Here is a 20,222-nt window from a genome sequence, read left to right on the forward strand (position 1 = left end):
TTCGCACACGGTTAAGTGATCGTAACGGCCAAGAACCCCCGGTCCTTCGGCGGAGTTGTTCCCGCGATCGCCATGGGGCGAGGGATCGACAGCCATGTCACAGATTCAAAAGGTTTTTTTGAGCGCCATCGCGATCGCCGCGACGCTCGGTGCCGTGCAATTGGCCTCCGGCCACGATCTCGCTGACCGCTGGCACGCGGTCGCCGACATCCCCAGCCACAGTTCCAGCATCGCCCCGGGGCACAACGTCAATCGTGTCGCCAAGGCAGACCGGCTCGCCGAGATCAAGCCGGCAGCTGTGCCCACCCGGACGGTGTCGATGCGCCTGAACGACCTCGCCGATACGTCGGTGCTGCTGCGGGTCCCCGCCGTCATCGAGACCGGCAATGCCAAGTCGCCGGTGCTGTTCCAGAACCAGAAGAAGCCCCGCAACAAGCCGACGATCGCCTGTGAGCCGATGGTCAGCTCCCTGACCGAGGTCGCAAGGCTGCTCCAGCCCGGTCGCTGCGTGACCTGATCCGCGCCGCCAGGGTGGCTTGGCGGACCCAGACTTCACATCCTCTTGATCCGCCGTTGCCTCGCGCTATATCCGGGTTCCCTCCCTTTTTGTTTGACCGGGTAAGCGCATGACGACGTCAGATACGGCTGTGCATACGCAGCCTTTCCAGGCCGAAGTTTCCGAACTGCTGCACCTGATGGTGCACTCCGTCTATTCGGAAACCGACATCTTCCTCCGCGAGCTCATCTCCAACGCCTCCGATGCCTGCGACAAGCTCCGCTACGAGGCCATCGCAAGTCCCGCCCTGCTGGGCGAAGGCGACGCGCTCAAGATCCGCATCATTCCCAACAAGACGGCCAAGACGCTCACGATCGCCGACAACGGCATCGGCATGGAGCGGCAGGAGCTGATCGACCACCTCGGGACCATCGCCCGCTCCGGCACCAAGGCGTTCGTGTCCAAGCTGAAAGAGGCCAAGGACGGGCTCGGCCTGATCGGCCAGTTCGGCGTCGGCTTCTATTCCGCCTTCATGGTCGCCGATAAGATCGTCGTGATCAGCCGCCGCGCCGGCGAGAGCGACGTCTGGACCTGGAGCTCCCAGGGCGGCTCCGGCTTCGAGATCGCCCGCGCCAGCGACGAGGAGGCGGCGCGCGTGACGCGCGGCACCGAGATCGTCCTGCACCTGAAGGACGACGCCAAGAAATATCTCGAGACCTACGAGATCGAGCGCATCGTCACCGCCTATTCCGACAACATCCTGTTTCCGATCGAGCTGGTGCCCGAAGACGGCGAGCCGCGCCAGATCAATTCGGCGAGCGCGTTGTGGCAGCGCTCCAAATCCGAGCTGACGGCTGACGACTACAAGAAGGCCTATCAGCAGATCGCCTCCGCCTTTGACGATCCCGCGATGACGCTCCACTATCGCGCGGAAGGGCGCTACTCCTACGCCGTGCTGCTGTTTGCGCCCTCGACCAAGCCGTTCGACCTGTTCGAGCCGAACCGAAAGGGGCGGGTAAAGCTCTACGTCCGGCGCGTCTTCATCACCGACGATGCCGACCTGTTGCCGGGATACCTGCGCTTCATCCGCGGCGTCGTCGACAGCGAGGATCTCCCGCTCAACATTTCGCGCGAGATGCTGCAGAACAATCCGCAGCTGACGCAGATCCGCAAGGCCGTGGCGACCCGGGTGGTGTCCGAGCTGGAAAGCCTCGCCGAGAAGGACCCGGAGAATTTTGCCAAGATCTGGGACGCGTTCGGCGCGGTGCTGAAGGAAGGTATCTACGAGGATTTCGAGCGCCGCGAAAAGCTGCTCGCGCTGTCGCGCTTCACCACCACGTCAGGCGAGAAGCGGTCGCTGAAGCAGGTGATCGGCGATTTCAAGCCGAACCAGACCGAGATCTATTATCTCGTCGGCGACAGCATCGAGCGGCTGAAGTCCAATCCGCGGCTGGAAGCTGCCACCGCGCGCGGCATCGAGGTGCTGTTGCTGTCGGATCCCGTCGATGCGTTCTGGACCTCGATGCCCTCGGAGTTCGAGGGCAAGCCGCTGAAGTCGCTGAGCCAGGGCGATCTCAACCTCGACCTGATCCCGCGTATCGACGAAAAGGACGAGCCGAAGAAGGACGAGCCGGCTGCGGACGAAGCCACCACCATCGCCGTGATCAAGGCCGCGCTCGGCGAGCGCATCAGCGACGTCAAGGCCTCGACGCGCCTCACCAGCTCGGCCTCCTGCCTCGTCGCCGACAGCCAGGGCCCGAGCCGCGAGCTCGAGCGCATCTTGTCGCAGCAGAATCGCGGCATGAAGACCAAGCCGATCCTCGAGATCAATCTGCGCCATCCGCTGGTCACCGCGGTCACCAAGGCGCAGGCCGGCTCGACGGTCGTCGACGATCTCAGTCTGCTCCTGCTCGAACAGGCGCAGATCCTGGACGGCGAATTGCCGGAAGACCCGGCAGCGTTCGCGGCGCGGCTGAACCGGCTCGTCTTGCAGGGACTCGGCGTCTAGCGCCGCTTGCAGCATCGTTCCGACCGGGGGCCGCCCGGGTCGTCAAACCGTTCGGCGCGCATCGGCTCTGGCGCTGCGCGTCCCACTCAACTTGACGTCAATTGGCCCGAGGAACAGTCGCGAACGACGAGATGATGTGTCATATGAAGCGACGTCACTATTCGAGGATTTCCCCATGCGCTTGTCATTCCTCACTCTTACCGCGATCTTCACGCTGCTGGGCGCAGCGGATGCCAGCGCGCAGCGATACGATCCGGCCTATCCCGTCTGCATGCACCGCTACGTCGGTGGCGGCCCTGGTGGCGGAGGCAGTGACTATTTCGACTGCTCGTTCACCTCGTTGGAGCAGTGCCGCGCCACGGCCTCGGGCCTTGCCGCGACCTGCGACCTCAATCCCTATTACGCCTTCAACGAATCGCCGCCGCCGCGCCGGCGTCCCAAGAAGGTGCACTAGGTAAGCGAGCCCAGGACTTCTGCATTCATCGCTCTTTCAGCCTGATCACACGCGTCGGCGCGCTGCCGGCGGGCGCGACCTTGGCTGCGCGCTGCCGACGACGGTTAATCGCGCCCTAACCGGGTTTTACCTTGTCTCTTAACGCCTGGGTCAGGGCGCGCGGGCTAAGCTGCCGGAAACCGCAGACCGCCCGAAAGAGTTTAACAATATGACCACCGGCGTCATCGAGCAGCCGAAAGCCGCGCGCGCACCGTCGGCTTCCAAGATCTGGTTGAGGGCGATCGAGCTCACGGCGCGGATCGAAACGCTGCCGGGCCGTCTGTTCGCCGACGTCATCGACGATTGGGCGCAGCGCCAACCGAACCGCGTTGCGCTGGTGGCGGACGAGGCAAGCCTCGATTACGAAGGCCTGTCGAGGAGGATCAACCGCTACGCCCGCTGGGCGCGCTCGGTCGGCCTTGCCAAGGGCGACACCGTCGCGCTGATCATGCCGAACGGCATCGACTATGTCGCGGCCTGGCTCGGCATCAGCCGTGTCGGCGGCGTGGTCGCGCTGATCAACACCAAGCTCGTCGGGCCATCGCTCGCGCACTGCCTCGACGTGGCAAAGCCGTCGCATCTCATCGTTGCGCATGCGCTGACGGGGATGCTGGACAGCGCGGCGCCTCATCTGAAGACGCAGGCCAAAATCTGGACGCATGGCGATGGCCGCGGCGAGCGCGCGATCGATGACGCGCTTGCCGTTCTTGACGACGGCCCGCTCGCTTCGGAGGAGCATGGCGAGGTCACCATCGACGACCGTGCGTTGCTGATCTACACCTCGGGCACCACCGGCCTGCCGAAAGCAGCCAGCATCAGCCACCGCCGTATCCTCAATTGGGGCTTCTGGTTCGCCGGCCTCACCGGCGCGACGCCGCAGGATCGGCTGTACGATTGTCTGCCGCTGTTCCATTCGGTCGGCGGCATCGTCGCGCCGTGCAGCATGCTGGCCGCCGGCGGCTCGGTGGTGATTGCGGAAAAATTCTCGGCCTCGCATTTCTGGTCCGACATCGTCCAGCACGACTGCACGCTGTTTCAATATATCGGCGAGCTCTGCCGCTATCTGCTCAAGGCCGCGCCCTCGGAATACGAAAACCGGCACCGCCTGCGGCTCGCCTGCGGCAACGGCCTGCGCGGCGACATCTGGGAGGATTTCCAGGCGCGCTTCGCCATTCCGCGCATCCTTGAATTCTACGCCGCGACCGAAGGCAATTTCTCGCTGTTCAACGTCGAGGGCCAGCCAGGCGCGATCGGCCGTATCCCGCCGCTGCTCGCGCACCGCTTTCCTGCCAGTCTCGTCAAGCTCGACCCCGATAGCGGTGCGCCGCTGCGCAATGACGAGGGCTTCTGCATCGCCTGCAGCCGCGGCGAGGCCGGCGAAGCCATCGGCCGCATCGGCACCGCGGACGAGGGCGGGGGACGGTTCGAGGGCTACACCGACGAGGGTGAGACCGAGAAGAAAATCCTGCGCGACGTCTTCGCCAAGGCCGATGCCTGGTTCCGCACCGGCGATCTGATGCGGATGGACGACAAGGGATTCTTCCATTTCGTCGATCGTATCGGCGACACGTTCCGCTGGAAGGGCGAGAATGTCGCGACCTCCGAGGTGAACGACGCGGTGCGCGATTTCAGCGGCGTGGTCGATGCCACCACCTATGGCGTCAGCGTTCCCGGCGCCGACGGCCGGGCCGGCATGAGCGCCATCGTCGTGAACGAGGGCTTTGACATCAGCGCGCTGCCCGCTCATCTGGCGCAGCGCCTGCCGGTTTACGCCCGCCCGCTCTTCATCCGCATCTCGCGCGAGCTCGATGCCACCGAGACCTTCAAGCAGAAGAAGGGCGAGCTGGCCCGCGAGGGGTTTGACCCGGCCGCGGTCTCCGATCCGTTGTTCATGCTCGATCCGATATCCGGCGCCTACGTTTCGCTGGACGAGAAGGCGTATGCGGCAATCTCGGGCGGCACGATCAGGCTGTAGAGCAACCGAAATCGAGAGATAGGTCCAATTTTATCTGAATTGTCCAAGAAGCCATTTACTTCTGTCGGGTAAACAGACCGCCATGGGGAGGCGGTCATCAAGAGCCGCCGCAACAACGAGATCGAAAACAAAAGCGAGCCAGCCATGTCGGTAAGGTCAAAGGTCATTGAAGCGATCCAGCAGATCGCCAAGGAGCAGCACGTCACGCTTCCCGCCCTCTCGGACGATCTGTCCCTGCACGAGACGGGTTTTGACTCGCTCGCCTTCGCCATCCTGGTCGCGCGCCTCGAGGACGAAACCGGCGTCGACCCCTTCACCATTTCCGAGGACGCTGCGTTCCCCGCCACGGTGGGCGATTTCGTGCGGGCCTACGAAAATGTCCCCGCGTGAGATCTTTGCGCTTCGCGACCATCTCGGCGCTGAGCTGAAAGGCCGCACCATCTCCGATGCGCACGATGTCGTGTCGCTGACCGACATCCTGTCGCACACGGTTCTGGGCGGCCGGCTGCACGAATTGTCAGGCCGCGCCGTGCTGCTCAAGCTGTCGGACCAGCTCCGGTCCGGCCTTGCCATGATCGAGCTCGACGGCATCGCCCGTCGCATGCTGCTGTGTCCGCCGGACCTCAATCCGGCGCATCTCGATGCATTGATTGCGGACGCCGGGATCAATGCTGTCGTCACCGATGAGCCCGATCGCTGGGCTGCGTCCGCCGTGCCGCTGATCGTCACCGCGCAATTGCCGCTTCAAGCCGCCGCGCCGGCCAGGACCGAGTGCGCCACCGAATGGCTGATGCTGACCTCGGGCACCTCGGGCGTGCCAAAGATCGCCGGCCATACGCTGGAAGCGCTGACCGGCGCGATCGTCGCTGAAGGCCCCGCACGCGGACCTGCACCGGTCTGGGCGACGTTCTACGACATCCGCCGCTATGGCGGCCTGCAAATCTTTCTCCGCGCCATCCTCTCCGGCGGCTCGTTGGTGTTATCCGATCCCCACCAGGCGCTCGCCGATCACGTCGCGCGGCTGAAGGCGCGCAATGTCTCGCATATCTCCGGCACGCCCTCGCACTGGCGCAAGCTCCTGATGAGCGGCTCGGCCGCGCAATTCGCCCCGGCTTACGTCCGCCTCTCCGGCGAGATCGCCGACCAGGCCGTGCTCGACGGCCTGAAGGCGGGATTTCCCAATGCGTCCGTCGGCCATGCCTATGCCTCGACCGAGGCCGGCGTTGGTTTCGCCGTCAATGACGGGCTGGAAGGCTTTCCGGCCGACTATCTCGGCAACCGCAACGGCGTCGAGATGAAGGTCGTCGACGGCTCGCTGCGCATCCGCTCGGCGCGCACGGCCCATGCCTATATCGGCCGCAATGCCGCCGCGCTCACCGACGGCGACGGGTTCGTCGACAGCGGTGACATCGTCGAGCTGCGCGGCGACCGCTATTATTTCGTCGGCCGCCGCGGCGGCATCATCAATATCGGCGGGCTGAAGGTCCACCCCGAGGAGATCGAGGCGGTGATCAACCGCCATCCCGACGTGCGGATGTCCCGCGCGAAGTCGCGCAAGAGCCCGATCACCGGCGGCATCGTCGTCGCGGACGTGATCCTCGCTGAGGGCACCGATCCTGCGCGCGCGAAAGAGATCCGCGACCAGATCCTCGCGCTGTGCCGCGCCCAGCTCGCATCCCACAAGGTGCCGGCGGTGCTCCGCTTCGTCGAGGCGCTCGACGTCACCCCGGCCGGAAAACTGGCGCGCACCGATGCATAACGTTCTGGTCACCGGCGGCAGCCGCGGCATCGGGCTTGCGATCGGCAAGCGCCTGGTCGCGGCCGGCTTCAACGTCATCGCGGCGGCGCGGCGCGAAAGCGACGAGCTCAACGCGGCCATCGCTGCCGCCGACGGCCGCCTGCATTTCCGCGCCTGCGATCTTGCCGTGATCGATGCAATCCCGGCCTTCGCGAAGCTCGTGCGCGACGAGTTCGGCCCGATCTATGGCCTCGTCAACAATGCCGGTCTCGGCACCGAAGGCCTGCTCGCCACCATGCACAATTCCGAGATCGAGGCGCTGGTGCAGCTCAACGTGCTGTCGCCGATCATCCTCACTAAATACGTGGCCCGGCAGATGATGGCTGACGGCGCCGGCCGCATCATCAACATCTCCTCCATCATCGCGACGACTGGCTATAACGGCCTGTCCGTCTACGGCGCGACCAAGGCGGCCGCGACCGGCTTCACCCGCTCGCTCGCGCGCGAGGTCGGCAAGCTCGGCATCACCGTAAACGCGATCGCGCCGGGCTTCATCGACACCGAGCTGACGCACACTCTCTCCGACGAAGGCCGCAAGCGCATCGCCGGCCGCAGCGCGCTGCGCCGGTTGCCGGAGACGGACGACGTCGCGCGCATGGTGGAATACCTTCTGGGCGACGGCGGCCGCAACGTCACCGGTACCGTGTTCACCATCGATGCCGGGAACACGGCGTAAGCGGAACCCGGCTGCCACAATTGCGTTGATCGCGCGCAATGACAGCCAGCCGGATTTGGTCGTAAGATGCCCCGCAATCGATTGGGTTACGTCAATCGATCTGCCCTAGTCGAAGAGGAGCAGTCGATGGCCACTTCAAACATGACCGCTTCAAATCGGGCCCTGACGGAGCCAGTCCGTGTAAAGCCGGATGAGGTTCGCTGTCCGCCGATGTCGCATCAGAATTCCGGCGCTCACGGTCACGAGATGTATCCGCAGCAATTCGTGCGTCTCGTCGGCTGCCACGACGTCCCTGCATCCCGGCTGCGCAAGCGCGAGGACGAGCAGCTGCACTAGCCGCTCACGGCCGCTGCTTCGGCAAGTCGATTCGTTCGTGTGAAAATTCCGGCGGCCCTCAACCTCTTGGAGCCGACCGTCGATAGCCGCTCTCCCCGCGCGGTCGTTTGATGCCGATCAATGATCCCGCCGCGCCATTGCAACGCGGCCGCATCTTGTTGTCCGGGCCGGTTTCGGCCAATGATCGAAAGCGGGTGCCGGCCAGCGAACCCGGATCGGTCCTGCCACGTATTTTGTTTCGCATTCCAACCATCCGGTAATCCCGATGAGCTCAGGCGAGTCCTTCTATGGCGGCATTCCCGTCTTCCGAGGCTTCACCAGCCTGATGGATCCCGCGCTCTATGCGCCGCTGCCGGACGACTGGAGCATCGGTGTGGCCGATATCGTCGATTCGACCAAGGCGATCGCGGCGCTGCGCTACAAGGCCGTGAACATGGCGGGCGCCGCCGTGATCGCGGCGGTGACCAATGCGCTGCAGGGGCGGGAATTCCCCTTCGTGTTCGGCGGCGACGGCGCCAGCTTCGCGGTGGCGCCTGACGATGTCGAACTTGCCCGCGAGGCGCTGGCGGCGACCGCGACCTGGGTGCGGGAAGACCTCGATCTGACCATGCGCGTCGCATTGGTGCCGGTCAGCGTCATTCGCGCACAGGGCCTCGACGTGCGCGTCGCCCGGTTCGGGCCGTCGCCCAATCTGTCCTATGCGATGTTCTCGGGCGGCGGGCTCGCCTGGGCCGACGCTGCGATGAAGCGCGGCGAGTTTGCCGTCGAGGAGGCGCCCGCCGGCACGCAGCCGGACCTCTCGGGCCTGTCGTGTCGTTTCGAGGTGATGCCGGCTGCGCGCGGCCTGATCCTGTCGGTGCTGGTGATGCCGGCGCGCGGCGGCGATCCGCAGGCCTTCCGCAAGGTGATCGAGGACATCATCCATCTCGTCGAGCGCAGCCCGGAGGGCGGCCGCCCGGTGCCGCCGCAGGGGCCGCCGCTGAAATGGCCGCCGCAGGGCGTGGAATTCGAGGCCCGCACCAGGCGCGGGGGGCCGCTGCTCGCGCGCAGAGCCAGCGTGCTGGCCTATACGCTGTTCGCCTATCTCATCATGCGCTTCGACATCAAGATCGGCGGCTTCGTGCCCAGCCTCTACAGGCGCCAGGTCGTCGAGAACTCGGACTTCCGCAAATATGACGATGGCCTGCGCATGATTTTGGACTGCACGCCGCAGCTCGAACGCGCGTTGAACGATCGTCTCAAAGCCGCCGCGCGCGAAGGCATCGTGCGCTACGGCCTGCATCGGCAGGACGCCGCGATGATGACCTGCTTCACGCCGTCGGCACTGCGCAGCGATCACGTCCATTTCATCGACGGCGCGCGCGGCGGCTATGCCTCGGCGGCGACGGCGTTGAAGGCGATGATGGCAGCGGGTTAGCGGCCCGTGCGCGTCCAGGTCTCGCCGCCGCAGAGCGCGCCGACGCAGCCTTCGACCCGCAGCGCGTCCGCGCCAGTCAGGCTGATGTTGCTCGCATAGGTGCCGCCGTCGTCGGCATTGTAGATCTGGCCCGACCATTTGTTCGGTCCCGCCGGCTCCATGCCGCTGAACAAGGGCAGGCCGATCATCGGACGCCTGGCGAGCGCGGGATTGGGATTCTTGCTGTCGGTGGCGGGCTGGCCGGTCGCGGTGTCCATGGGCTCGCGCAGCCAGACGATGTGGCCGCAGATGCCGCCGCCGCATTTGCTGATCTTGACGCGCGCATCGCCCGCCTGGGTGAGCCAGGTCCCTTCGGCGTTCTGCGCATAAGCGGAAGGCGCACCGATCAGCGCAGCCAGAATGACGGTGAGAGCGGCAAATCTGAATGTCATGGAGAGGAGCCCTGGAATGGAGGCGCCTCCATAGCAGCAAATCGAGCGCGCGCAACGCCTGAAGGAATCACATTCCTGCGTTCAGTTGCCCCAGCGCGCGAAAGCGACCGAGGCGGCGGTCGAGAGCCCGAACACGACCATGGCGCCGCCGACCAGCGCGAACAGGGTCCAGGCCGGAGCCTGCGCGGTCATCAGTCCGATGCCGCCGATCGCGACGATCAGAAGCCGTGCCGTGGAAGCGAGCACGGGCCCGCCGACGCGTGCGGCGCCTTGCGAGGAGAAGTAGAGCGACACGCCCATGCCGAAGAACACGAAGGCTGGACCGGCCCAGTGGAAATAGCTGTGCGCGGCGGCGGTGACGCCGGGATCGCGCGTGAACAGCCCCACCCACAGCGACGGCGCGAGCGCAACGGCGAGGCCGATCAGGCCCACCGTGAGTCCTGAGGCCGCAGCCGCGGTCCAGGCCACACGCCGCGCGCGCTTCACATGTCCGGCGCCGATCGCCATGCCGACCATCGGCACCGAGGCGATGCCGAAGGCGAAGGTGATCGGGATCAGCAGAAATTCCAGCCGCGAACCGATGCCGTAGCCGGCCAGCATCTCGGTGCCGAAGGTCGCGAGGATCTTTGTGAAGATCAGGATGGTGAGCACGGTCTGAAGCGGCGACAGGCAGGCCACCGCGCCGACTTTGAGAATGTCCAGGAACATCGCGCGCTCGAAATGGAAGGCGCGAAGATCGAGCGGCAGCCGGCTGCGGCCGGACAGGAGATACCAGAGGAAGAACAGCGCGGCGCAGCTGAACGCGATCAGCTGGCCGCTGGCGACGCCCGGCATGCCGAGTTGCGGCACGCCGAACAGGCCGAGGCCCAGCGTGCCGCCGAGCACGATCTGCAGCACGCTCGCTCCGATCAACGTCATCGAAGGCAGGCGCATGTCGCCGGTGCCGCGGATCACCGAGGCCAGCGTGTTGACGAGCCAGATCGCGACCGCGCCGGAGAACAGCACCTGTGAATAGCCGCTGGCCTCCTCGAGGACGCGCTCGCGTCCGCCGAGCAGCGCGAAGAAGGAGCGACCGAAGGCGAGCATCATCACCGTGAAGAACAGCCCGCCGCAAAGGCCGATGATGGCGGCATGCAGCGCCAGCGTCGCGGCGCGGTCGCGATCCCCTGCGCCGAGTGCGCGGCTGATCGCAGAGGAGACGCCGCCGCCCATCGCGCCGGCGCTCATCATCTGCGTCAGCATCGCGAACGGAAACACCAGCGCGATCGCGGCGAGCGGGATGGTGCCGAGCCGGCCGATATAGGAGGTCTCGGCCACCGCAACCAGCGTGCTGCCGACCATCGCGATCATGTTGGGGATCGCGAGCCGCAGCAATGTCGGCAGGATCGGCGCGGTCAGGAGGCTTGCGATGGGGGAGGCGACCGGCGCAACCGGCGGGACGGCATCTGCGGGGGCGTCGATCGTCATGTTCACCGGGCGGAATATTAAATGATGATCGACATATTATAAGAGAATGAGGCGGCCGGCGCAGCCCTGGCTCATGCAGGGCTCACCACGGCAGGCCGCATAGGTCGATCGTGCCCAGCGTCGGCGCGCGCACGATGTGGAAGACATAGGGCGCCATGTAGGTGAACCGGATCCGCCCTTCCGGCTGCTCGCAATAGACCTCGCCGTTGAAGGGCAGCCAGCTCCGGGCCTGGTAGAAGGCCGCGTTGTGCGGCTCGCAGACCAGCAGGGCGAAACGGACCGCCTCGTTGGCGCGGATCGTATGCACCGCTGCCTCGATAGCCGTGGTTGCATAGCCACGGCCGCGCTGGTCCTCGCGCGTGGAGACGCCGCCGATGCCGCCGACATGAACCTTCTGTCCGTTCCAGGTGATGGTGCGGAAGTAGATGCCGACGTGGCAGACGAGACCGTCCTCGGGCGTCTCGAGCAGCACGCGGAGATCGGCATTGGCCCATTTGACGTGAGCCCAGGACTTGCCTGCGACCAACTGCGGTGCCCAGACCGCCTGAAGCAGCGGCTCCGCGATCGGCCACGAGGCCTCGCCGTTCAAAATGTCGATTTCGATGCTCATGGCGTGGTCCTCCACAGCTCCGTTTCGTGGCGCGCTTGTTCTGTCTTAAGCGCTTCAAAGGCAATGATATTTTACCACGGCCCGCAGGCCTGATCGACGGTGGCCGATTGCGATCAATTTGTGCATTCGGGAGAGGCTCGCCCAGTCACGCCTTTTCGCAAATTCTAAGGTATTTAATGGCGGCGGAACCTTCTATAAGGGGTGACCGTTAGAACTCGTTCCCCACCAGTTGCGGACAAGAAGCCATGACCTTTACGCTGCCCCCACTTCCTTACGCCTATGACGCCCTCGGCCAGTACATGTCGAAGGAGACGCTGGAATATCACCACGACAAGCATCATCAGGCCTACGTCACCAACGGCAACAACGCGCTCAAGGGGACCGAATGGGAAGGCAAGTCCCTTGAAGAGATCGTCAAGGGCTCGTTCGGCAAGAACCCTGCGGTGTTCAACAACGCCGGCCAGCACTACAACCACATCCACTTCTGGAGCTGGATGAAGCCCAATGGCGGCGGCACCAAGCTGCCGGGCAAGATCGAGAAGAAGATCAACGAGGACCTCGGCGGCTTCGAGAAGTTCAAGACCGACTTCCAGGCGGCCGGCGTCGGCCAGTTCGGCTCCGGCTGGTGCTGGCTCCAGGTCAAGAACGGCAAGCTCGAGATCTCCAAGACCCCGAACGGCGAGAATCCGCTGGTGCACGGCGCCACCCCGATCCTCGGCTGCGACGTCTGGGAGCACTCCTACTACATCGACTATCGCAACCGCCGCCCTGATTATCTCAAGGCGTTCGTCGAGAACCTCGTGAACTGGGAATACGTGGAGTCCCTGTTCGAGAAGGCGTGACGATGTCATTCCGGGGCGCGCGAAAGCGCGAGCCCGGAATCCATTGTCCGTTCGGGTGACGCCCGATGGATTCCGGGCTCGGCGCTGACGCGCCGCCCCGGAATGACAGAAACAAAGGCGGTCGCAGGCGCGACCGCCTTTTTTGCTGTGCGGAATTGCCCTGCGCCGAGCGCGCACGGGTCTGTCATCGTACCGTTTGCATCGGGGGAACACGGCCCTTAATCAGGGCGGGCATCATCCTCGAGCGACCCAGCCCGTTGTCAGAACCTTCCCCGAACAATCCGGCGCCTGGCGGCGACGCGGAATCCGAGCCGCGGCCGGGCCGGGTCCGCAAGCCGATCGGCTGGTCGACCATCATCATCGCAGCTCTGGTGGCGGTGAGTGCGGCACTGGTCTGGCGGCGCGACGGCACCGACGGCGTTCTGGACATACTCACCCACGATCTCTCGCTGTTCTCGGGCATCCTGCCGCGCGTGCTCGCCGGCTGCCTGCTCGGCGCCTTCATCTCGGAAATCCTGCCGCACGAGAAAGTCTCGCGCTCGCTCGGGCCGAAATCCGGGCTGATGGGCCTGCTGATCGGCACCGCCTTCGGCGCAATCCTGCCCGGCGGTCCCTTCACCGCCTATCCGGTCGCCAGCGCACTCCTCGCGGTCGGCGCCGATTTCGGCGCAACCATCGCCATGGTCGTGAGCTGGACGCTGATCGGCTATGGCCGGGCGGTCGCCTGGGAAATCCCGATCATGGGCACCGATTTCACGCTGTGGCGGATTTTGATCTCGCTGCCGCTGCCCGTGCTCGCCGGCGCGCTCGGCCGCTTCGTCTACATCAGGCTCTATCCGAAGCCCCTCGCGAAGGACGACGAGAGTTGAGCGCAGCGCTTCTGATCGACGTTCTGCTGTGGGGTTCGGTGCTCGGCGTCGGGCTGATCGCCTTTCGCCGCGGCGCGCCGGTGTTCAAGGCATCCTTGCGCGAAGGCACGATGGACTTCGTCAACATCGTGCCGCGGATTGCGCTCGGCGTGATCGGCTCCGGCTACATCGCTGCGATCATTCCGCAGGAGGTGATCACCGGCTGGCTCGGCCCGGATAGCGGCTGGCTCGGGGTTGCCACCGCCGTGGTCGCCGGTGCGGCCACGCCCGGGGGGCCCGTGGTCGGCTTCTCCATCGGCACGGTCGCGCTGAAGTCGGGCGGTGGGATGCCGCAGGTGGTCGCCTATGTCGTCGCCTGGGCGCTGTTTGCCTTCCAGCGGGTGATCTTGTGGGAGATCCCGTTCATGCCCGCCCGTTTCGTCTGGTTCCGCTGCGCCGTCTCGGTGCCGTTCCCGTTCGTGGCAGCCGCCATCGCCATGGTGATCGGCAAGCCCTGAGCCGGGATGTCGGTCCAGCCGTGGACAGGCGTAATGTTATAATATAACGTCCGCAAATGGCTCCCGCCGCGTCCCACGCCCATCAGCACGACCATGCTCATGGCCACTCCCATGGTCATGGCGACGAGCATTCTCACGGGCACGATCACACCCACGCCCATGTCCACGATGCGGCTTCGCCGCACCCCGCCCAGGCCGCGCCCTGGTCGATCCTGCGCATGACCATGGCGGGCCGCCTCGCGGCCGCGCTCGCCGTCTGTGCCGTGCTGTGGGGCATCGTCTTGCTGGCAATGAGGTGAGGATGGCAGCGCTGCATTTCCACAATGTCACGCTCGGCTACGACCGGCACCCCGCCGTGCATCATCTCAGCGGCGAGGTCGCGCCGGGTGCGCTGGTTGCGGTGATCGGTCCGAACGGCGCCGGCAAGTCGACGCTGCTGCGCGGCATCGTCGGCATCCTGAGGCCGCTCGACGGCAGCATCCATCTCGGCGGGCTCGACAGCAGGGACATCGCCTATCTGCCGCAGAGTGCGGAGATCGACCGCAGCTTCCCGATCTCGGTGTTCGATTTCGTCGGCACCGGGCTGTGGCGTGGCACGGGCCTGTTCGGCGGCATCGGCAAGGCCGCGCGCGACAAGATACTCCGCGCAATCGGAGCCGTTGGCCTCAGCGGGTTCGAGAACCGCCCGATCGGCACGCTTTCCGGCGGCCAGATGCAGCGCGTGCTGTTCGCGCGGGTGCTGCTCCAGGATGCCAGCCTGATCGTGTTGGATGAGCCCTTCAACGCCATCGACAGCAAGACCACCACCGATCTGCTCGCGCTGGTGAAGCGCTGGCACGGCGAGGGCCGCACCGTGCTCGCCGCGCTGCACGACATGGAGATGGTGCGCAACCATTTCGCCGAAACACTGGTGCTGGCGCGCGGCCCGGTCGCGTGGGGACCGACGGCGGAGGTGCTGACGCCGGAAAACCTGCTGGTCGCGATGCGGATGTGCGAGGCCTTCGACGACAGCGCGGCGGCCTGCGCGGCCGATGATATAAGCTCGCGGGCGGCCTGATCTCCGATGCTCTATGACGCGCTGATCGGTCCGTTCACCGAATTCGAGTTCATGCGGCGGGCGCTCGCCGCGGTGATCGCACTGGCGCTGGCGGGCGCGCCGATCGGGGTGTTCCTGATGCTGCGCCGGATGAGCCTCGTCGGCGACGCCATGGCGCATGCGATCCTGCCGGGCGCGGCGGTCGGTTTCCTGCTCTCCGGCCTGAACTTGTTCGCGATGACCGCTGGCGGCCTGATCGCCGGCTTTGCCGTCGCGATCCTCGCCGGTGTGGTCGCACGCTCGACCGGCCTGAAGGAGGACGCCTCGCTCGCGACCTTCTATCTCGCTTCGCTTGCGCTCGGTGTCACCATCGTCTCGATCAAGGGCACCAATATCGACTTGCTGCACGTGCTGTTCGGCAACATCCTCGCGATGGACGACCAGACCCTGCTGGTGGTCGCCTTCAACGCCACGGTGACGCTGCTGGTGCTCGCAGTGATCTACCGCCCGCTGGTGATCGAGAGCGTCGATCCCCTGTTCCTGCGCACCGTGAGCCGGGCCGGCGGCCCGGCCCATCTCGCCTTCCTCGCGCTGGTCGTCATCAACCTGGTCAACGGCTTTCAGGCGCTGGGCACGCTGCTGGCGGTGGGGCTGATGATCCTGCCCGCGGGCATCGCAAGGTTCTGGTCGCGCGATCTCACCGCGATGATCTGCATCGCCGTGGTGGCCGCTGCGGTGTCGGGCTATGCCGGCCTCGTGCTCTCGTTCCAGACCCGCGTGCCTTCAGGCCCCGCGATCATTCTGGTGGCGACGGTGCTCTACATCGTCTCCGTCCTGTTCGGCCGCGTCGGCGGCATCGTCCGGCAGCTATTTCCCGGCCGGCATCTGGAAGCATGACAATGCGGCTCATCCTGCTTTGTGCACTGTTGCTGATCGCCTCGCCGCTTGAGGCCGCGGAGCGGCTCAACGTCGTTGCGAGCTTCTCGATCCTCGGCGATTTCGTTCGCAATGTCGGTGGTGACCGCATCAACCTGACGACGCTGGTCGGGCCTGACAGCGACGTCCACGTCTATACGCCGGCCCCTAGCGATGCGAAGCGGGTCGCGGCGGCGAAGCTTGTCATCGTCAACGGGCTCGGGCTGGAGGGCTGGCTGCCGCGCCTCGTGCAATCAGCGGGCAGCAAGGCGCAGGTAATCACCGCGAGCGCCGGCATTGCGCCGCTGAAATTAGGTTCGGCCGCTGATCCCCACGCCTGGCAGTCCATTCCCAACGCAAAGATCTACGTCACGGACATTGCCAATGCGCTGGCCGTAGCCGCTCCTGACGACGCGGAGTTCTTCCAAGACCGGGCCAAGGCCTATTTGGAAAAGCTCGAAACACTCGACCGCGAGGTCCGCGAGGCCGTTGGCAAGATCCCAACCGAGCGGCGCAAGGTGATCTCCACCCACGACGCCTTCGGCTATTTTTCCGCCGAGTACGGTATCCAGTTCATCGCGCCCCTGGGCGTCTCCACGGAAACCGAGCCGAGCGCGCGCGATATCGCCGCCATCATCGGCCAGATCAAGGCCCAGAAAATCCCGGCCGTGTTCCTTGAAAATATCACCGACGATCGCCTGATCCGGCGGATCGCGGCCGAGACCGGGGCCAGGGTCGGCGGGACCCTGATTTCGGACGGTTTGACCGGCGAAAAGGGGCCTGCACCCACTTACATTGACATGGTCAGGCACAATATAAAGGCCCTGACCAGCGCGCTTGACCACTAGGGCAGGGGCCACCCCGCCTCGCGTCGCGCGAAAAAGCCTTGAAGTCCGGAGTTGTTATGTCTGAAGCGACCTCCCAGAAGATTCCCGTGACCGTGCTGACCGGCTATCTCGGCGCCGGCAAGACCACGCTGCTGAACCGCATCCTGTCCGAAAACCACGGCAAGAAATACGCCGTCATCGTCAACGAGTTCGGCGAGATCGGCATCGACAACGATCTCATCATCGGCGCCGACGAGGAAGTGTTCGAGATGAACAACGGCTGCATCTGCTGCACCGTGCGCGGCGACCTCGTCCGCATCATGGACGGCCTGATGAAGCGCAAGGGCAAGTTCGACGCCATCATCGTCGAGACCACCGGTCTTGCCGATCCGGCGCCGGTCGCGCAGACCTTCTTCGTCGACGAGGACGTGCAGAAGAACGCGCGGCTCGATGCGGTCGTGACGGTCGCCGACGCCAAATGGCTGTCCGACCGGCTCAAGGACGCGCCCGAGGCGAAGAACCAGATCGCTTTTGCCGACGTCATCGTGCTGAACAAGACCGATCTCGTCAACAAGGGCGAGCTCGCCGAGGTCGAGGCGCGCATCCGCGGCATCAACCCCTATGCGAAGCTGCACCGCACCGAGCGCTGCTCGGTGGCGCTGGCCGACGTGCTCGATCGCGGTGCGTTCGATCTCGACCGCATCCTCGACATCGAGCCGGATTTCCTCGAGGCCGACGATCATGATCACGACCATGATCATCACCACCATCACGACCACGACCATCATCACCACGGTCACGGCCTCAAGCACTATCACGATGAGGACATGCAGTCGCTCTCGCTGAAGACCGACAAGCCGCTCGATCCAAACGTGTTCATGCCCTGGCTGCAGAACCTGGTGCAGGTCGAGGGCGGCAAGATCCTGCGCTCCAAGGGCATCCTCTCCTTCCACGACGACGACGACCGCTACGTCTTCCAGGGCGTCCACATGATGCTGGAGGGCAACCACCAGCGGAAGTGGAAGGATGGCGAGCCGCGCGAGAGCCGCCTCGTCTTCATCGGCCGCGAATTGCCCGAAGAGGCAATCCGCAAGGGCTTTGAGAGCTGCATCGTCTCGTGATGAAAGAGTTTACGCCCGCCTCCGATTCCGCTTCGATCGTTTCCGTCACCGACCGCGTCAAGCCTGTTGCGCTCGGTATGGCCGTGACCTCGGTGCATTTCCTGAGGGATCGCGCCGTCTTCGTCGGCGGCGAGGAGAACGTCGCATTCGTCGATGCCAATTGCGAGATCACCACGGTCGCCGTGCATGGCGGCGGCATTCTCTCGACCGCCTCCGACGGCAAGCGCATCGTGATGGGCGGCGACGACGGCAAGGTGGTCTCGCTCGACGCCAAGGGCGATGTGACGTTGCTCGCCACCGATCCCAAGCGGCGCTGGATCGACGCGGTGGCGCTGCAGGCCGACGGCGCCTTCGCCTGGTCCGCCGGCAAGACCGCGACCGTCAAGAGCGGCAAGGCCGAGGAGAAGTCGCTCGACGTGCCCTCGACCGTCGGCGGCCTTGCCTTCGCGCCGAAGGGCCTGCGGCTCGCGATCGCGCATTACAACGGCGCGACGCTGTGGTTTCCGAACATGGCGGGATCGGCCGAATTCCTGCCCTGGGCCGGCTCGCACCACGCGGTCACCTTCAGCCCCGACAACAAATTTCTTGTGACAGCGATGCACGAGCCGGCGCTGCACGGCTGGCGGCTTGCCGACAACAGGCACATGCGCATGACCGGCTATCCCGGCCGCGTCCGCTCGATGTCCTGGAGCGCGGGCGGTAAGGGGCTCGCGACCTCGGGCGCCGATACCGTCATCATCTGGCCGTTCGGCAGCAAGGACGGCCCGATGGGCAAGGAGCCCGCGATGCTCGCGCCGCTGCAGGCGCGCGTCTCCGTGGTCGCCTGTCATCCCAAGAACGACATCCTCGCCGCCGGCTATAGCGACGGCACCGTGCTGATGGTCCGCATGGAGGACGGCGCGGAGATCCTGGTCCGTCGCAACGGCACGCCTCCCGTCGCCGCGCTTGCCTGGAACGCCAAAGGCACGCTGCTGGCGTTTGCCGACGAAAATGGGGACGGCGGTCTGCTCGAGCTTTAAACTGTCATCCTTCAGGCCGTAGGGTGGGCAAAGGCGCTCTTGCGCCGTGCCCACCATCCTCTCCGCAAAGCAAAAGTGGTGGGCACGTCGCGCGAAGAGCGCGCCTTTGCCCACCCTACGGCAGCTCAATTCATGCGCTTTCTGACGACCTTCCAGCTTGCCGATTTCGCCGACACGCTGATCAGCCTGACCACGGCCTTCGTGCTGGGCACCTTGATCGGCGCCGAGCGGCAGTACCGCCAGCGCACCGCGGGGCTGCGCACCAACGTGCTGGTTGCGGTGGGAGCGGCCGCCTTCGTCGATCTCGCCATGCACCTGACCGGCGCCGACGGCGCGGTGCGGGTGATCTCCTACGTCGTCTCCGGCATCGGCTTCCTCGGCGCCGGTGTCATCATGAAGCAGGGCATGGACGTGCGCGGCCTCAATACGGCAGCGACGCTATGGGCCTCGGCCGCGGTCGGCTCCTGCGCCGGCGCCGACATGGTCGCGCAGGCGGCCGCGCTGACCGTGTTCGTCATCGCCGGCAACACCATGCTGCGCCCGCTGGTCAACGCCATCAACCGCATCCCGCTGAATGAGAAGGCGCTGGAGGCGACCTACTATTTCAAGCTCGCGGTGGCGGCCGACGCATTGCCCGACATGCGCGACCGCCTCGTCGACAAGCTCGAGGCGGCGAAATATGCGGTGGCCGATATCGAAGTCGCCGAGATCAGCGAGGACATTCTGGAGATCGCCGCCAGGCTGGTTGCGAGCGCGGTCGACCCGAACGAGCTGAACGCGGTCGCGACCGATCTGCAGCATCTCCCAGGCGTGCGGCATGCGACCTGGCAAGTCAGCACAACGGAGTAGCGCGGCGTTTTGGCGCGTGGGTTCCCCGCGTCTTCGGTTCCGGAACCGGCGCGCCCCAAACTCGTTGATCCCCAGGACAAAGGCGGTGATCGACATGCCCGGCCGAGATGACAAGCACAGACTGAAGCTCAATCTGACAATCGCCGGTGCGCTGTTCGCAGCAGGCGTTGTGGTATCGGTGATGTCGCTGGCGCAAATCCGCGCGGAAAGCCGGATGCAGCTGGCACAGGCGACGCCCCCGCTCCAGGGCACCCCGTCCGACGAACAGAGCAAGGTGCCCGCGGAGGCGAAGCCCGGCGGCGACCGGCCGACCACGCCGGCCCCCGAGCCCGCGCGGCCGGAGCCGCAGACGCAGGGCGCGGCAGGCGCGGCCAAACCAGCACTGCCGCCGGCCCCGGCCGAGAAGATCGCGCCGCCGATTGAGAAGAAGTAGCTTCCCTCTCAACACTCGGTGTCATTGCCCGCGAAGGCGGGCAATCCAGTATTCCAGAGGCCGCAGTGCTGGAGTCGAGAAGTCGCAGCGTACTGGATGCCCCGGTC

General features: G+C 65.5%; 23 protein-coding genes. 20 read left to right on the top strand and 3 right to left on the bottom strand.

The features are described from left to right. Nucleotides 1-94: 94 nt before the first annotated feature. From ACNJYA_RS05225 to ACNJYA_RS05265, 9 genes are all read left to right on the top strand, one after another. On the top strand, nt 95-517 hold the full coding sequence (locus ACNJYA_RS05225; RefSeq protein WP_439402164.1) for a hypothetical protein: 423 nt from the start codon (nt 95-97) through the stop codon (nt 515-517). Between the two features lie 109 nt (nt 518-626). Further along, on the top strand, nt 627-2,504 hold the full coding sequence (gene htpG / locus ACNJYA_RS05230; RefSeq protein ID WP_439402165.1) for a molecular chaperone HtpG: 1,878 nt from the start codon (nt 627-629) through the stop codon (nt 2,502-2,504). 175 nt (nt 2,505-2,679) lie between these two features. Further along, on the top strand, nt 2,680-2,958 hold the full coding sequence (locus ACNJYA_RS05235; RefSeq protein ID WP_172785032.1) for a DUF3551 domain-containing protein: 279 nt from the start codon (nt 2,680-2,682) through the stop codon (nt 2,956-2,958). Between the two features lie 208 nt (nt 2,959-3,166). After that, nucleotides 3,167-4,972: a long-chain-acyl-CoA synthetase gene (locus tag ACNJYA_RS05240; RefSeq protein WP_439402166.1), complete on the top strand. Its 1,806-nt coding sequence runs from the start codon at nt 3,167-3,169 to the stop codon at nt 4,970-4,972. 144 nt (nt 4,973-5,116) lie between these two features. After that, nucleotides 5,117-5,362 carry an acyl carrier protein gene (locus ACNJYA_RS05245; protein WP_015688794.1) on the top strand — a complete coding sequence of 82 codons (246 nt, stop codon included), beginning with the start codon at nt 5,117-5,119 and terminating at the stop codon, nt 5,360-5,362. Then, a complete protein-coding gene (locus ACNJYA_RS05250; RefSeq protein ID WP_439402167.1) occupies nt 5,349-6,731 on the top strand; it encodes a class I adenylate-forming enzyme family protein in 1,383 nt (460 codons plus the stop codon). The genes ACNJYA_RS05245 and ACNJYA_RS05250 overlap by 14 nt, the downstream gene beginning before the upstream one ends. Beyond that, a complete protein-coding gene (locus ACNJYA_RS05255) occupies nt 6,724-7,446 on the top strand; it encodes an SDR family NAD(P)-dependent oxidoreductase (RefSeq protein WP_439402168.1) in 723 nt (240 codons plus the stop codon). The genes ACNJYA_RS05250 and ACNJYA_RS05255 overlap by 8 nt, the downstream gene beginning before the upstream one ends. A gap of 126 nt (nt 7,447-7,572) precedes the next feature. After that, complete coding sequence (locus tag ACNJYA_RS05260; protein ID WP_172785028.1) at nt 7,573-7,782, top strand: hypothetical protein; 210 nt, start codon at nt 7,573-7,575, stop codon at nt 7,780-7,782. A gap of 265 nt (nt 7,783-8,047) precedes the next feature. Continuing rightward, complete coding sequence (locus tag ACNJYA_RS05265; RefSeq protein WP_439402169.1) at nt 8,048-9,199, top strand: DUF3095 domain-containing protein; 1,152 nt, start codon at nt 8,048-8,050, stop codon at nt 9,197-9,199. Here ACNJYA_RS05265 and ACNJYA_RS05270 read toward each other — a convergent pair. The 3 genes from ACNJYA_RS05270 to ACNJYA_RS05280 form a co-directional block, all read right to left on the bottom strand. Continuing rightward, nucleotides 9,196-9,630 carry a DUF2147 domain-containing protein gene (locus ACNJYA_RS05270; RefSeq protein WP_172785026.1) on the bottom strand — a complete coding sequence of 145 codons (435 nt, stop codon included), beginning with the start codon at nt 9,628-9,630 and terminating at the stop codon, nt 9,196-9,198. The two genes, ACNJYA_RS05265 and ACNJYA_RS05270, sit on opposite strands and share 4 nt — an antisense overlap. Nucleotides 9,631-9,711: 81 nt before the next feature. Next, nucleotides 9,712-11,097, bottom strand: a complete 1,386-nt coding sequence (locus tag ACNJYA_RS05275) for an MATE family efflux transporter (RefSeq protein ID WP_439402170.1) — start codon at nt 11,095-11,097, stop codon at nt 9,712-9,714. Between the two features lie 82 nt (nt 11,098-11,179). Continuing rightward, the gene (locus ACNJYA_RS05280) at nt 11,180-11,707 is read right to left on the bottom strand and encodes a GNAT family N-acetyltransferase (RefSeq protein WP_439402171.1); all 528 of its coding nucleotides are present in this window, start codon (nt 11,705-11,707) and stop codon (nt 11,180-11,182) included. Nucleotides 11,708-11,952: 245 nt separating this feature from the next. Here ACNJYA_RS05280 and ACNJYA_RS05285 point away from each other — a divergent pair, with 245 nt between their 5' ends. The 11 genes from ACNJYA_RS05285 (at nt 11,953) to ACNJYA_RS05335 (ending at nt 20,115) form a co-directional block, all read left to right on the top strand. Next, on the top strand, nt 11,953-12,549 hold the full coding sequence (locus ACNJYA_RS05285; protein ID WP_172785023.1) for a superoxide dismutase: 597 nt from the start codon (nt 11,953-11,955) through the stop codon (nt 12,547-12,549). A 257-nt stretch (nt 12,550-12,806) separates the two neighbouring features. Next, nucleotides 12,807-13,418, top strand: a complete 612-nt coding sequence (locus tag ACNJYA_RS05290; protein WP_172785022.1) for a permease — start codon at nt 12,807-12,809, stop codon at nt 13,416-13,418. Further along, nucleotides 13,415-13,915, top strand: a complete 501-nt coding sequence (locus ACNJYA_RS05295; protein ID WP_172785021.1) for a hypothetical protein — start codon at nt 13,415-13,417, stop codon at nt 13,913-13,915. The genes ACNJYA_RS05290 and ACNJYA_RS05295 overlap by 4 nt, the downstream gene beginning before the upstream one ends. A gap of 56 nt (nt 13,916-13,971) precedes the next feature. Beyond that, the gene (locus ACNJYA_RS05300; protein WP_172785020.1) at nt 13,972-14,214 is read left to right on the top strand and encodes a hypothetical protein; all 243 of its coding nucleotides are present in this window, start codon (nt 13,972-13,974) and stop codon (nt 14,212-14,214) included. A gap of 2 nt (nt 14,215-14,216) precedes the next feature. Further along, nucleotides 14,217-14,972 carry a metal ABC transporter ATP-binding protein gene (locus ACNJYA_RS05305; protein ID WP_172785019.1) on the top strand — a complete coding sequence of 252 codons (756 nt, stop codon included), beginning with the start codon at nt 14,217-14,219 and terminating at the stop codon, nt 14,970-14,972. Between the two features lie 6 nt (nt 14,973-14,978). Further along, nucleotides 14,979-15,848 (top strand): metal ABC transporter permease, encoded by an 870-nt coding sequence (locus ACNJYA_RS05310; RefSeq protein WP_212254067.1) that lies wholly within the window; start codon nt 14,979-14,981, stop codon nt 15,846-15,848. A 2-nt stretch (nt 15,849-15,850) separates the two neighbouring features. Further along, nucleotides 15,851-16,714, top strand: a complete 864-nt coding sequence (locus ACNJYA_RS05315; RefSeq protein ID WP_212254068.1) for a metal ABC transporter substrate-binding protein — start codon at nt 15,851-15,853, stop codon at nt 16,712-16,714. Between the two features lie 56 nt (nt 16,715-16,770). Next, nucleotides 16,771-17,814: a CobW family GTP-binding protein gene (locus tag ACNJYA_RS05320; protein WP_212254069.1), complete on the top strand. Its 1,044-nt coding sequence runs from the start codon at nt 16,771-16,773 to the stop codon at nt 17,812-17,814. After that, nucleotides 17,814-18,833: a WD40 repeat domain-containing protein gene (locus tag ACNJYA_RS05325; RefSeq protein WP_212254070.1), complete on the top strand. Its 1,020-nt coding sequence runs from the start codon at nt 17,814-17,816 to the stop codon at nt 18,831-18,833. Before ACNJYA_RS05320 ends, ACNJYA_RS05325 begins: the two co-directional genes overlap by 1 nt. 132 nt (nt 18,834-18,965) lie before the next feature. Continuing rightward, the gene (locus ACNJYA_RS05330) at nt 18,966-19,682 is read left to right on the top strand and encodes an MgtC/SapB family protein (RefSeq protein ID WP_172785015.1); all 717 of its coding nucleotides are present in this window, start codon (nt 18,966-18,968) and stop codon (nt 19,680-19,682) included. A gap of 94 nt (nt 19,683-19,776) precedes the next feature. Then, nucleotides 19,777-20,115, top strand: a complete 339-nt coding sequence (locus tag ACNJYA_RS05335) for a hypothetical protein (RefSeq protein ID WP_172785014.1) — start codon at nt 19,777-19,779, stop codon at nt 20,113-20,115. Nucleotides 20,116-20,222 lie beyond the last annotated feature (107 nt).

It is taken from the genome of Bradyrhizobium sp. BLXBL-01, from assembly GCF_051853025.1.
Lineage (GTDB): Bacteria > Pseudomonadota > Alphaproteobacteria > Rhizobiales > Xanthobacteraceae > Bradyrhizobium.

Coding starts and splice junctions, on each gene's coding strand:
- ACNJYA_RS05265 (WP_439402169.1), top strand. CDS start 8,048: ATGAGCTCAGGCGAGTCCTTCTATGGCGGCATTCCCGTCTTCCGAGGC.
- ACNJYA_RS05270 (WP_172785026.1), bottom strand. CDS start 9,630: ATGACATTCAGATTTGCCGCTCTCACCGTCATTCTGGCTGCGCTGATC.
- ACNJYA_RS05330 (WP_172785015.1), top strand. CDS start 18,966: ATGCGCTTTCTGACGACCTTCCAGCTTGCCGATTTCGCCGACACGCTG.
- ACNJYA_RS05310 (WP_212254067.1), top strand. CDS start 14,979: ATGCTCTATGACGCGCTGATCGGTCCGTTCACCGAATTCGAGTTCATG.
- htpG (WP_439402165.1), top strand. CDS start 627: ATGACGACGTCAGATACGGCTGTGCATACGCAGCCTTTCCAGGCCGAA.
- ACNJYA_RS05285 (WP_172785023.1), top strand. CDS start 11,953: ATGACCTTTACGCTGCCCCCACTTCCTTACGCCTATGACGCCCTCGGC.
- ACNJYA_RS05315 (WP_212254068.1), top strand. CDS start 15,851: ATGCGGCTCATCCTGCTTTGTGCACTGTTGCTGATCGCCTCGCCGCTT.
- ACNJYA_RS05255 (WP_439402168.1), top strand. CDS start 6,724: ATGCATAACGTTCTGGTCACCGGCGGCAGCCGCGGCATCGGGCTTGCG.
- ACNJYA_RS05245 (WP_015688794.1), top strand. CDS start 5,117: ATGTCGGTAAGGTCAAAGGTCATTGAAGCGATCCAGCAGATCGCCAAG.
- ACNJYA_RS05320 (WP_212254069.1), top strand. CDS start 16,771: ATGTCTGAAGCGACCTCCCAGAAGATTCCCGTGACCGTGCTGACCGGC.
- ACNJYA_RS05280 (WP_439402171.1), bottom strand. CDS start 11,707: ATGAGCATCGAAATCGACATTTTGAACGGCGAGGCCTCGTGGCCGATC.
- ACNJYA_RS05240 (WP_439402166.1), top strand. CDS start 3,167: ATGACCACCGGCGTCATCGAGCAGCCGAAAGCCGCGCGCGCACCGTCG.
- ACNJYA_RS05300 (WP_172785020.1), top strand. CDS start 13,972: ATGGCTCCCGCCGCGTCCCACGCCCATCAGCACGACCATGCTCATGGC.
- ACNJYA_RS05325 (WP_212254070.1), top strand. CDS start 17,814: ATGAAAGAGTTTACGCCCGCCTCCGATTCCGCTTCGATCGTTTCCGTC.
- ACNJYA_RS05250 (WP_439402167.1), top strand. CDS start 5,349: ATGTCCCCGCGTGAGATCTTTGCGCTTCGCGACCATCTCGGCGCTGAG.
- ACNJYA_RS05305 (WP_172785019.1), top strand. CDS start 14,217: ATGGCAGCGCTGCATTTCCACAATGTCACGCTCGGCTACGACCGGCAC.
- ACNJYA_RS05235 (WP_172785032.1), top strand. CDS start 2,680: ATGCGCTTGTCATTCCTCACTCTTACCGCGATCTTCACGCTGCTGGGC.
- ACNJYA_RS05275 (WP_439402170.1), bottom strand. CDS start 11,097: ATGACGATCGACGCCCCCGCAGATGCCGTCCCGCCGGTTGCGCCGGTC.
- ACNJYA_RS05335 (WP_172785014.1), top strand. CDS start 19,777: ATGCCCGGCCGAGATGACAAGCACAGACTGAAGCTCAATCTGACAATC.
- ACNJYA_RS05225 (WP_439402164.1), top strand. CDS start 95: ATGTCACAGATTCAAAAGGTTTTTTTGAGCGCCATCGCGATCGCCGCG.
- ACNJYA_RS05260 (WP_172785028.1), top strand. CDS start 7,573: ATGGCCACTTCAAACATGACCGCTTCAAATCGGGCCCTGACGGAGCCA.